Annotated in this window: 8 protein-coding genes; 3 read left to right on the top strand and 5 right to left on the bottom strand. The window is 52.9% G+C overall.

Annotated elements, in window-relative coordinates:
* The first annotated feature begins 46 nt into the window (after nt 1-46).
* On the top strand, nt 47-3487 hold the full coding sequence (locus tag ACZ5RI_RS05540) for an arabinofuranosidase catalytic domain-containing protein (RefSeq protein ID WP_464515116.1): 3441 nt from the start codon (nt 47-49) through the stop codon (nt 3485-3487).
* 910 nt (nt 3488-4397) lie between these two features.
* Here the strand turns inward: ACZ5RI_RS05540 and ACZ5RI_RS05535 are convergent.
* From ACZ5RI_RS05535 to ACZ5RI_RS05515, 5 genes are all read right to left on the bottom strand, one after another.
* Complete coding sequence (locus ACZ5RI_RS05535; RefSeq protein WP_464515115.1) at nt 4398-4769, bottom strand: hypothetical protein; 372 nt, start codon at nt 4767-4769, stop codon at nt 4398-4400.
* A 25-nt stretch (nt 4770-4794) separates the two neighbouring features.
* Nucleotides 4795-5913 carry a hypothetical protein gene (locus ACZ5RI_RS05530; RefSeq protein WP_464515114.1) on the bottom strand — a complete coding sequence of 373 codons (1119 nt, stop codon included), beginning with the start codon at nt 5911-5913 and terminating at the stop codon, nt 4795-4797.
* A 34-nt stretch (nt 5914-5947) separates the two neighbouring features.
* Nucleotides 5948-7111 (bottom strand): hypothetical protein, encoded by a 1164-nt coding sequence (locus tag ACZ5RI_RS05525; RefSeq protein ID WP_464515113.1) that lies wholly within the window; start codon nt 7109-7111, stop codon nt 5948-5950.
* A gap of 437 nt (nt 7112-7548) precedes the next feature.
* Nucleotides 7549-10050 (bottom strand): DUF927 domain-containing protein, encoded by a 2502-nt coding sequence (locus ACZ5RI_RS05520; protein ID WP_464515112.1) that lies wholly within the window; start codon nt 10048-10050, stop codon nt 7549-7551.
* A complete protein-coding gene (locus ACZ5RI_RS05515; protein WP_464515111.1) occupies nt 10043-10402 on the bottom strand; it encodes a hypothetical protein in 360 nt (119 codons plus the stop codon). The genes ACZ5RI_RS05520 and ACZ5RI_RS05515 overlap by 8 nt, the downstream gene beginning before the upstream one ends.
* Nucleotides 10403-11006: 604 nt before the next feature.
* Between ACZ5RI_RS05515 and ACZ5RI_RS05510 the strand changes: the two genes are divergently transcribed.
* Nucleotides 11007-11279 carry a helix-turn-helix domain-containing protein gene (locus ACZ5RI_RS05510; RefSeq protein WP_464515110.1) on the top strand — a complete coding sequence of 91 codons (273 nt, stop codon included), beginning with the start codon at nt 11007-11009 and terminating at the stop codon, nt 11277-11279.
* 232 nt (nt 11280-11511) lie between these two features.
* Nucleotides 11512-12663, top strand: coding sequence for a tyrosine-type recombinase/integrase (locus ACZ5RI_RS05505; protein ID WP_464515109.1), 1152 nt, complete (start codon nt 11512-11514; stop codon nt 12661-12663).
* Nucleotides 12664-12674 lie beyond the last annotated feature (11 nt).

The following is a 12674-nucleotide window of genomic DNA, read 5'->3' as shown; positions in this document are numbered from 1 at the left end:
ACGGGTCAACAGCCCCAAAACGAACACACAATACATAGGGAACGTTATGGAAACGAAAAAGGAATTTATGCGGGGTTCTGCGCTCGCACTTGTACTGATAGGTAGCACGCTGGTGGTGTCTGCGCAGGCAGCCGAGTCTAACCTCAAACGGCCATCTGCAACCTGTGATATTTACGCCGCAGCTGGCACACCTTGCGCCGCCGCACACAGCACGACACGCGCCCTTTACGCCGCCTATAACGGCCCGCTTTATCAGATCCTGCGCGCATCAGATGGCACATCGCTGGATATCGGCGTGGTGCAACCATCCGCACGGGATGGCGGCGGTTATGCGGATGCAGCAGCCCAGGATCGCTTCTGCGCGGATACATACTGCTCCATCTCCATTCTGTATGACCAGTCCGGCAAGGGTAATGACCTGAAACAGTCCCCACGTGGTGGGTTCGATGGTCCGGCCTTAGGTGGTTTCAATAACCTGCCGCTGGCCGATATGGCGCCCGTTACGGTGATGGGGCACAAGGCCTATGGCATTTTCATTGCGCCGGGCATGGGGCTGCGCCTCAACGATGCCAAAGGTACCGCCGTCGACGATCAGGCAGAGGGCCTCTACTGGGTCATCAATGGCCAGCATTTCAACAATGGCTGCTGCTTTGATTACGGTAACGGCGAGATCGACAGCCGTGACGATGGCAACGGCACGATGGAAACGCTGTATTTCGGAAATTCTTCCGGCTGGATACACGGGATTTTGCCCGGTCCCTGGATCATGACCGATCAGGAGAACAATCTGGTCGGCTGCGTCAATGACGATAAATCACAGCTTTGCCCGGACCTTCCGGCGATCAAATCGCGCTTTGCCACCGCCACGGCCAAGGGGGAACCGCGCCGCTGGGCGATGGCGATCGGCGATGCCCAGAACGGCCCGCTGAAGGTGACCTATGACGGCAAGCGCGTCGACGGCACCTATGATCCGATGCGCAAACAAGGTGCCATCCTGCTTGGCAATGGCGGCGACAACAGCAACGGCTCGCAGGGAACCTTCTACGAGGGTGCCATCACGGCAGCCGGAACCTATCCGACAGATAAGACCGAACAAGCCGTTCAGGCCAATATCGTGGCAGCGGGGTATGATCTGCCATTGGTTAGCCTGTCTGCCACCGGGGCGGAAAAAACACCGACCGGTCTGCAAACATTTTCACCGGGAAGCACGCAGAAAACCACTGTCACCTTCACAAATGTCACCGGCAAACCCGTATCTTACATCAAATTCGGCATTTCCGTACCAAAGGGCTGGAACGCCACCGTGTACGGTACAAACCGGAAAGAATTTGTAATCAACGATACGGTGGCCCCGGGGGCCAGTGTCCAGACGGCTTTCACGATTACCTCCGGCAAATCAGCCTTTAACGGCGATATCATTGCCAATGTATCCTGGCTGCAAGGCAAGGACGTGCGTAATGCGACCGCAACAGAAAAGGTTCGCAATACCAGCCCGATCAAGATCAACGAATTCCGGGTCAGCGACGGCAGCAGCAACCCAACCAATGGCTTTATCGAACTCTATAACGCCTCGAACAAAGTGACCGATATTTCCGGCTGGTCTCTGACCGAGCATGCCGGCGGGGATGCCATATTCTCCCAAATAGCGGTTCCTGCCGGTACGAAACTGGCGCCCCATGGCTTCTATTTACTGGGGCTAGCAAATTCAGGGCTGGTCATTCCGGCAGCGGCACAGGACACCACCCTCTATGTGCGCAGCACCGATGGCATGAAGGTTGGCGACACCATCACGGTCGGGACCGGGGCACAGGCCGAGACACGGAAAATCGCCAGCCTTGGAACCGCCGCGAGTGGTGCAACGCCCCTTTGGCAGCCGGCAGAAACGCCGGAACTGACGATACCGGCCGGTTCGGATACTGTTCCGGTTACGGATGTCTCTGGTTTCCATGTCGGGGAAAAGGTCGCATTAGGCTATGGCGCCGTATATCCGGTAACCGGCAGAGATGTTGAAAAATACGAAGTAGCAACAATCACGCAAGTCGGCAAAGCGGGCACGCAGGGCTATCTGGAAGCCAATGCGCCAGCAGGATCCACCAACATTCAGACGACAGACATTCAAAACATCTCTGTCGGCGACCAGATCCGTCTGGATATCGACAGCAAGGGTCACGGGATCGAAACCGTCACCGTCAAAAGCGTCGGCACCCCTGCCTTGCGCAGCTATGTGGCGACCGATACCAAGCCGAACACAAATGAAATTGAAGTTGGTAACGCGCGCAACTGGTGGGGCGGTCCCAAACTGAACTACAGCGTTGGGGGTAAACTGATTGTCGGAACACCCGGCAATATGCAGACCGTCACCATCACAAAGATCGAGCCGAAGGATAAAACTGCCCTGCTGCGGTTTGAACCTGCTTTATCCGCATCACATATTCGTGGCGAGGATATTGTCGAGCTTGGCAGCGGCATAGAACTGACCGCACCGCTGCGTTTCAGCCATGCTGCCAACCTGCCCTTCAGCGCGCGCGGCACGGGAATTCGTTTTACCCCGGCAAGTCAGTTTGCCCATTCGGCGAACGAGCCCGTCAGGGCACTGGGAACCGGCATTACGCTGGATAAGCCCCTCCTGCAAAACCATCCGGTTGACGCGGTGGTGCAGGATGCTGCGGTGACATCCGCAGGGTATCAGGGCACCAGCAAACCGAACCAGTGGTTTGGCGGCCCGGCCTTGTCGATAAACTCCGGCAGCATGGTGCTGCGCGATGCCCATAACAATGTCGCGGACAGCTTAAATTACGGCCATTACGCCAACAATGGTAACACGGTTGATCCGTGGGCGGCAGAAGGCTATCAGGCGATTTCCGGGGAAGGTAAAAGCGGTTGCTTCGTTGTTACCCCCGGCTCTCCGATCAGCTTCCCACCACTGACGGGCATACAGGGCAATGTCAGTGCCGGGCGCCTGCCGGACGGTGCAGATAGCGATAGCAACTGCAACGATTTTCATGTGCCTGCCACGATGCAATTGCTGACAGATGCGCAAACCGGTGCAAAGAACCTCAAGGTTTCGGATGCACACGGCTTCCATGCGGGCCAGACGGTTATCGTGGATGATGGCGATGCGCGGGAAATCGTGAAGATTGCCGAAGTCGGTTCTGCCGGGGCTGCAAATCTGCGTCTTGCTACCGAGGCGGGGAAAAACACCCTACCGGTTTCCGACAACAGAAGCTTTAACGACGGCGATGAGATCACCATCGGTCAGGGTTCTGATTATGAGACCGCGGTTATCGCCAAACGCGGCCATGGCCCGGGCGGAGAGGAAATAACACTCCGTACACCGCTGAAATTTTCCCATGACATCGGCGCACAAATCTCTGGCACCGGGATCACGTTGGAAAAGCCACTCAGCAAACCGCACGCAAAGACCATAATGGTCATCAGCGATATGCCAACACCTGGCACAAAGAACAGCTACGCCGGTGAAAAATAAAACAGTATCTGCATGACTTTGTTGAAACGGCCGGGAATAACACTCCCGGCCGATTTCATGGATAACATCCTCAGGGGCAGTCCTGTCAGTTTACGCCAGAATGATCCGGCAGATACCGGCTCTCTGGCCCCCGGATTTGCATGGCCCCCCGGATTTACATGGCCTGTATGGCAGCGGCGCGTGCACCACAGCCCGCTATGGCAGTGGTCACCGAATTACCTCAAAGGCAGCCCGCGCAGCGCTGAATGCATGGCTTCGGCGCATCCCAAAGCCGCCAGCGAGCACATGCGATCCCAAGTTTTTTTCAACTTAGGAACCAGGGAACAACCCAGAGACGTCTACGTATTTGAAAAGAATGGTGGGCGCGACAGGGCCCGCCCGCGCACAGCGGGCAAGCAACATGAAACAATCCCGCTCGCGCGAGATTACCGATAATGCAGATTTTGTGGAAATGGTGGGCGCGACAGGGATTGAACCTGTGACCCCTCCCGTGTGAAGGGACCTGCTCGGCACAAAAAAGCCAGACTTTCCGTCAATTACGCGCTAAGAAATAAGAACAAAGGGCATCCATACGCGGAACAAAAAAGAACGTAGTCCCAAGATAATCCCAACACGCCAACCCAGCTTCGGCCTATCGGATGGCACACAGAGCAATCGTCTTCAGTCACAACATGTTTGTCCCAAAAGGACTAACATTTTAATAGTATCACATTGTTTCAAATACACATTTAAAAATTAACCCGCACGCCCCCAGTCCCATTTATTGCGAAATGGGACCAACACCTTAGCGTCCAGAGGCTTCCATTTTGTACCACTGCAAGCCGAAACACTACCCAAGAAGCGTAGATCAGCGATTGGCATCAGACAAACGATCTCACATGGGTGTGTTGAGGACAACACTGCAGACAGATTAATAATCTACGCCTTCTTGACTCTGCGCATGACCAGCAGGTGCGGATGCGTGAGCCTTACCCTTGCCTGAGGGGGCCGCAACCGCACTGACCGTAGGTTTAGCCGTTTCAGATAACTGATCGGCCTTAGCCTTATCGCCCAGAGCTTCTAATGTAAAAGCTTCCGCTGTCAGCATCTCACGCATAGCAACAGCAAAACGCACGTTCAATGCCGTCAGACTTTTTTCAGGATCACCAGCAGGGGCCGCATCACTCTTCGCACCTTTGCTCAGAGGATTACTCAGCCCCGCAAACTGCGCATATCCAGGCTGCATCAATAGAGTGCAACCACCAACTAATGCAGCCGCAGCCACCCATTTCACTTTACGCATCGTATTCCCCTTCTTTTTAATTAGTTTACTTGTTTCGTGCCAGCAGTTGGCTGCTGATTTCCTGCGCCACTTCTTTTGCGGCTAATGTCAGCGCATTACGCTGCGCAACCTGCGCATCAGGCCCGAGCCCGGAATATTGCACCGGTCCAACCGATGCGATGGTGCGCGGCAACACGCCAGACACATCGTTCACCTGCGTGCGCACGGAAACATACACCCGCGCCATGCCACTAACCGGATCAGTATCTTGCATGCCAACGTCCAAGGTACCGGTCGCAAAGATAGTCACACCACACTTTTTAGCGGCTCCGAAAACGCCTTTGCGCAGTTCCCCTGACAGAATATCTGTATTGGAAAACGCGGCATACGCAGTCTCAGGTTTCGTACCGCCACACTGGGCACTGATGTCACGATAATCATAAACATCAATGGAATTGGCAGAAAAAATCTGAGACATGGTTGCATTCATGTCTTCCGGTGAAGAAACCGCATAGGTCACGACATCGGCTTGACGGACACTATTTCCACCTGTCGTCACAGTCGATTCACGGTTAGCGGTTGAGGTAAGGCTAGCATTTTTTCCAGACAAACTGCCGGACTGTTTACCGGACACCCGCTCGGATGACACATTGACCTGTGTCTTACGCGTATCAAATTGCTTTACCGCACTGGTGGTCCTGGCAACGAACAGGAAGGAGATGGCCGTCTTAGCTTGCGGTGCAGCCGCGTTAGAATTACCTGATGCGGAATGGCTGATTATATCGTCAATCTGGTTGGTATTCACCGAGACACGAACAACAACATAATAGCTTTTCTCTTCCTTTTTAAAACCTTCCTCAAGCACGACGGGTTGTGAGACATAACTTGCCAAATGCGCTTTAATCTCTGCCTCGGCACGCTGATAAAGCTGAAACTTTGCTGCAGACAGCCCAGCAGAATAACGGTTTAGGGCATCAATTTCTGCCAATTGCAGAACATTTTCCCGAACAGCACTATCGACTTTACTTGAGAACACACTACCGCTGTATGGAACAGATGCGGTTCCCTGTACATCGACAATCTCGGCCAGCGCGGCAGGAGATAATGCACACAGAGAAAAAAGCCCGAGGGCGCTTAGTGTGGTAATACGAATTTTGGCGCTCATATCATTTCTTTTCATGGTGTGATTACATCATCACTTACCGGCAGAGGGTCAGAAAACTAGGCATACGCATAATCTGCCCCGGATCACCATCAACAAGCCATTGCCGGTTCCAGTCTTTGGAAGGAACATTAAAATTCTGGGTTATCTGATCTGATATGGTGAGAAGGGATTCTTCAAATGCAGCGGTATCATCAGGCTCACTTCCCTTTGGCATGACTTTGACAAACGGATATTTGAAGGATGCAGCGAGAATGTTTTGCCCTGACAATGGCTGTTCAACCCGCACATCGAGATAACTGGCATAAGCCCAGGCTGAAGCTGCATCCGTTTCCGATACCGGAACCTTCCGGGCATTCGTCAACGTCAAATGAATGCGATAATCCGGCGGTGGAAGTTTCAGATTAAAGACGTCACCGTTTGCGAAGCGAAGTGCCATCGCGCCGCCAATAACCTGATCGCTCGCATGTGGCAAAACCGGAATGTTGCTGTTTTTCGACAGATAACGCTCGAATGCACTGACAAGCAGTTCTGAAGCCCGGCGGTCATCTATATTGCTGCCAGTCAGTGTCGCCGCGGCGGCAGGCGCAATTTCACTGGAAACAATCTGCACTCGCGTTCCGAAACTACGCTTAGCAGCAATGCGACGCAGTGCTGATGCAAACTCTTTCAGGAACAGACCGCTGTCTGGATCATATAGCGTGGTAAAATTCTGTTCGATCTGCGAAGCGCTTATTTCCCCACGCACGGCATCTATGCGCTCGACACCAAAAGGATAGGTCGCGACAATCTGTTTACTGGTGTAATCGAACAGTAGCAATTCCGCCTGCAGATTGACTGCGATTTTTGATAATCCACCCAAGCGCTCGATCCCGACATTCTCCCATGTCAGCACAACAGCCAACGCTAAAGAGTCGCCAGCCTGGACGTTTCCCAAGTCGGTTGAGATGGTCAGATTAGGCAGATTTTGCGCCCGTGTAACGGCTAGCAACGCCGCATTAAAAGTACGCGCCGTGGCGCCATCCATCAGTTTGGATGAATAGGGAAAGTCCTGCGCGGATCGGCTTGCCTGCCCCGCCATCGAAAAACCGGCGAAGTGCACAAGCACAGGTTCAGCCGAAGTGGCAGAAAAAAGGAAACCATACGCCACCACCAGACATGCGCAGATATAGTATAGTGAATGGGTATTAATCGCTTTCACAACGAGCACGCCCTAACAATATGAATATGACTATCTTTTTGTGCCCGTTTGCACTGCTGAAAGAACATATCTGCGCATCAGCATCGGACGGATGCCGACGCCCAGAGAATCTCAGGGCAGTTTGAAGCTAATTCTAACAACTGCGCAATCAATAATTGACGTACAACCACAAACAACAAATGGTAACAGGATACGTATTAAAAGTAGTGCAGCCTACAACCAGAAGACATTCATCGACAGGGATCGCGCATTATTTGCGTGTTCTGTGTGTTCTTGGTGTTCCGAGCACGTAACACGTTGTTTTCGTTATTATTATTTAGAAACACTCGCCATTCACGCCCCAATTTAATGTGTTCCGGTGTGTTCCGGGGCAAGCGGACAAGCCTGCCACGGAACACGTTGAACACATACCGGACGAGACCGTGTTCCGGCGGAACTCATGGAATATCAACGGGATAACCAGCAGGAACGCCGGAACACGTGGAAACAGGATCATCAGGCGTCGAAGACCCCGCTTCACTCACCAGAATGTCCGGCAGCAGATAGTAGACACGCATTTTATCTTCGCCCGGAATGCACACGGGACACGATGAACGGCCATTTGCGTCGCCCTTCATCAATCCCTTGGCAATCAGTGCCTTTGCAACAGCACGGGGATTCAGTCCCTTGCAGACCTCGTTACTCCACACCGTTGCCAGCACCATATAACACCACCGGCCATATTCATCCTTACGCCGATACCCGGCACGCCGCAGCACAGGCATACCCTCATCTAAAGGCGTTGAATCTGAGTATATCGGGATAAAGCGAGACAATCCGTAGGTTTCAATGAATGCCCGTACCTGCTGCAGTGCGGCTTCATCCTCGGCAGAACCGGAAGTCCCCCGAGTAGCAAGCCAGTCGTTGAAACAGGCCGCACAGGCCCGAAACGCCTCATCCACAGGCCATGGCAGCAAACCGCGATCGGTGGCAAACGCACCCGCTGCCGCCGTAAGGGCGAAACGCGCCCCGACACGGCTGACCTGGCCATTAGCACCGGAAGGAATATACGCAGCCTTCCATGCTTCGACACGATCCCGTACCCAGCTGGTGGTCGCATCGACATCCGCCGTCACAGCTTCGAGAAAGGGCGGCAACACCGCTCCACGGTATTTTGCGCATGCATGACGCAAATGATTGGCCAAGTCATTGCCACTACGAAAGTCGTGCAGTGTATCAAACAGCTTGTACCCTTTACCTGCATCTGCCGAGATTTCGATCAGACGCACAGAATGACCTGCCCGGAAAGTCTGATCGGCCTCATTGATCTTGGTGGCAATACCAATCTCGCCACTCGACAGGAACACAACCCGCCAACTTAACGCGGGTTTACTGGTGATGTCTTTGCGCAGACGGTGCTTACCCTGACCGTTACCCAACATGTACACCATGGCGTCAGCGGCATGCCCATCTGCTTGGGACAGTTCGTCGAGCAGCAGCAGGCCGTCATTTGCCGCACAGGCCATCATCTCGGCAGCGTTATCCGTTGCACGCCACGAGCCGGTCTCAATCCCCCAGACACTCCCGGCGCAGCGCAAGGCCGTCGTCTTCCCACTGGACGAACCACCCGCAAAGTGGAACCCAAAGTTTTCTTCACCAATGAGATGCAGCAACGGCCCGGCAAAAGCTGAAGATATCGCAAGCCCGAGCCGAGAGTTGCCGACAGCTAATTTCGCGATGTTGTCCTGCCATTCAGACAGAGTGCCACGCACGGTATAATCAGGCACACGCGCCTCAGACTGGAAAACGACCGTTTCACCTTTGGTATCGCCATAGACCCGAGAAGACGTAACATAAACCTTGCCCTCCCAACCTGTACGGTCAACGCACACAGCCATGGCTCCGGGGCTTACGCTCGACAAATACATATTCAACAAACTGCGCCCCTTAGGCAGCGCAGACAACTTCAACCCGTTATCCAGCAGTAATTTTTGCAGGTTTGCTGGATCACCGGCCAGCATCGTCTGCGGGATTGTCAACGTGTGGGGATGATCGTCACGGTCCAGCCACTGAAGCAACAAACCCCACCCAGTCTTGTCGCGTTTGCGTGTCTCGGCGAGCACCTTGAAATAGGACGAAATCCAAATGGCGTTTTCATCCTTTTCACTATCGAAATACAGGCCTGTCGGCAACATCCGGAACCCCTTCGGATGAATGCCCGCACTGTTCTTTACTGGCTTTGCGGCAGCCATCGCGTTTGCAAGCAGTTCTTGCAAATCTTGCCCGTCACTCCCACCCGGCAAAGTATCAGCCAAGTCCCATTTATCCGGAAAATATTCTGGCACCTGCACAACAGCGACAGACGCGGCACCCGCAGCCCATGCCAGAGCAGAAACAGCCTCGGCGTATTTGCGCCCTGGGTCATCATGATCGGGCCAGATCGTAACCGCCCGCCCAGCCAGAGGCTTCCAATTCGCGTGATCGGCAGCCTTGGAGCCATTGGGGCTCGTTATTGTCACATAGCCCGGAAAAAGAGTGGCAGCAGCTTCCGCAGACTTTTCACCTTCGCAAACCAAGACAGGAACGTCTGGGCGCTTGGCCAATTCGGAAAGATTGTATAATGGCCGTGGGGTTGATACGCCATGCCAACGCCATTCTTCGTGCCCCAGCGTATTGCGGCAGTAGGTAAGAGGAAGAACGACTTTCTTACCTTCAGCCACATCAAAGCGGCACACATAAAACAGGTCCGCGCCATCGGCATCGGTGTATACCCAGCGCTGACTGTAACGACCATGCACCGGATGCGTATCTGGCGGCAGACAGGCTGTATCGCGAATGGGCAGGATCACCTCCCATTCGTTCTCGTTCGCCGCAGCATATGACGGCACGTTACCAGCCACCTGCAAAGTTTCACTGTCGCTCAGCGGTGCGAATGCAGCCGCCTGATTTAAATTACGCATAGATTACCCCCAGCATGATCGCGATCTTGCGGCACGCATCGCTCTGTTTAATACGGAAAATTGCAGCGGCGAGTGACACCGGATCACTCCCGCCTTCGCCCGTGGCAAAGTCATGCCACAGACCACTACGCAGATTGATTTTAAGTGAATGGCCAGGCTCACCCGCCAGCGATCCAACGCACCATTCATACCCTTCGCGGTGACCTTGTGGCAGCCAGCGATGCAGAAGGCTCGGCAGAACCCTCATCGCGGCGGCATTGACCGCTGCAAAGTCCAGCCGAGCGTTACTGCGAACGGTTGTGCGGTGGGAACAAGCCACCTTCTTGTATTTTGGATTATGTCCCATAGACATAAACCCTCCCTTTATGTCAGATGATTATCGTCACCTGACACCTGTCAGAACCTCTTGTTTTCCCTTGATTTAACGGCTGACGCGCAATGTCAGTTAGTGACAGCGCATGCCGTAAAATGCTTTGCGCCTTCCGACTAAATTCAAAGGTCAGCTTTAAAGAAACTGGCAAATATATTTCACACTTTAGCGTCCTCCCTGCGTGATTGCGCAAAGACACTAACGTCAAAGAAACTCATTCGTATCGAGGAAACGAGGGGGTTATAGGGATGAGAAAAGACATTGCGGGATGACAACGATAACTCTGGGGCAAAATTTTTAATCGCACCCTATGATAAAAATAGCTTCCTAAGGGCGAGAAAAAATAGACGTTTTGCTTGGCACCAGAATATATCGCCATCGAGCGTAGTGCTCGAAGTCAGCCCTCAGGCTGGTGGCACACTACATTTTCAGCATGAAACCATTCATGACTTTAAAATCCGGCTACCTGGTCTCCGTATGAGATACCTAATTAGTGTTGAATGTTTGAAAGGTTATGTTTGCAAGCAATATTTATCGGTGCCATTTTGCCGTTCACCGAAGAGCTACGCAAGCTAGGAACTATACAATGTTTGAGAATACGGCAACTGGAGGCATTGCCTCCAGCAGTGAAACTTATGTCCAAAAATTTAGCAAGAATTACCTGTTGAACACAAAAGAAACGGCTGCATATCTGGGTGGCCTCATTTCTCCGAAGACCCTGGCGAATTGGCGATCCTCAGAGAGCAACCCAGGCCCCCAATATTATAAAATTGGAAACCGTGTTTTCTACCCGATCGGGGAACTCAGAAAATTCCAAAGGCTCTATCACTCTACAAAAGATTATGGGAAGAAAGTGTGATGCCAAAGCCTTTCGATTCGACTGGTAACACATCTAATAAAAATAGTCTGCAGGCGGATGATGATCCCATCCCCCAAGAAGATGCACTCGCACGATGGTCGTTATTGTCAGCGGATGGACTGCGTTTAGCTCGAAAATCCGGACACATTTCTTGGGTTCGCGGGAAGCGGGGGAAACCCTATTATCGACCAAGTGCTATCCAACGATATATTGCTAATTTTCTGGAACAATCATGTCCCGACCCAAAACTAACAGCCTCTTCGAACTTGGTGGACAATGGATCGCTAAAGATCCCGCATCTCCGTACCTCTATCGATTCTGGCATGACGAAGGAACTGGAAGAACACGCCGTAAAAGCCTTGGCTCAGCAGATATAGAAGAAGCCAAGAACAAGTTGGCTCAAATTATTATTGCTGGCGAACCAACACGTAACGACACTTATCTGGTGGTCGTCTTGAAGAACTACTGTGAGCAGCACGGGGATATGACGACCACGGCAAAACAAGCACGACATTCCAGCCGTTTATTTCTTGAATGTTGGGGGGATCATATTCGCGTTGGTGCCATCACAGAAGACAAACAACGGGAGTTTGCGCAATGGTCTCTAAAAAAGGGGCACGCATTATCCTATATCGCACGGAACATGGTGGTACTATCCGCTGCTCTTCGTCGAGCCAAACAACCGCTTGAAATCGTTACCAGCGTTACGAAAATGCAGACGGAATGGCGTCTCAATGGTAAGGCCCCACGCAAACCATACATCCCGACAGATGTAGAAATAGCCCGTTTGTGGGCCACACAAATGCCTAAGGATTTACGCCGTTGGATACTTGTCTCTATGGCGACAGGATGCCGCCCAACAGCGGCACTCGACTTAACCCCATCCGCCCGCGTGAGAGACGCTGGATTACTTTGCCTGAACCCGGAAGGCCGGATGCAAAATAAGAAGGTGCGCCCAACAGTACGGTGCCCAGAGATATTGGCAACGGCGCTCGACACATGGGAACGTAGAGGGATCGACAGGCTCGGCAACCGCTATATTGGGTATTCGGGGCACTATTCGATCCGCCAAGCCCTACACCGGGCCTGCACGCGTGAAAGTGTAAACATCCCCAAACTCACCCCATATAGCTTTCGCCACAAGGTAGCGACAGTGCTGCGGTTGGCTAAGGTACCATCTGAACAAATTTCATATCAGTTAGGGCACCGCGGGGCGAATAGCAGAATCACAGCAGGATACGGGGAATATGACCCGGACTATTTGGCCGAGGCCTGCACAGCCATAAATCAATGGATCAACAAGGTGCAAACACTGGCCTGCGAACAGTCATTATCCCAGGATAATCCCAACCAGAAAGTTGGATCACCGTCGAAAGCAGCCTAACCTATTGAAAA

The organism is Micropepsis pineolensis (assembly GCF_055392125.1).
The sequence above is the reverse complement of the archived record's forward strand: the minus strand, read 5'-3'. Positions and strand labels throughout refer to the sequence as shown.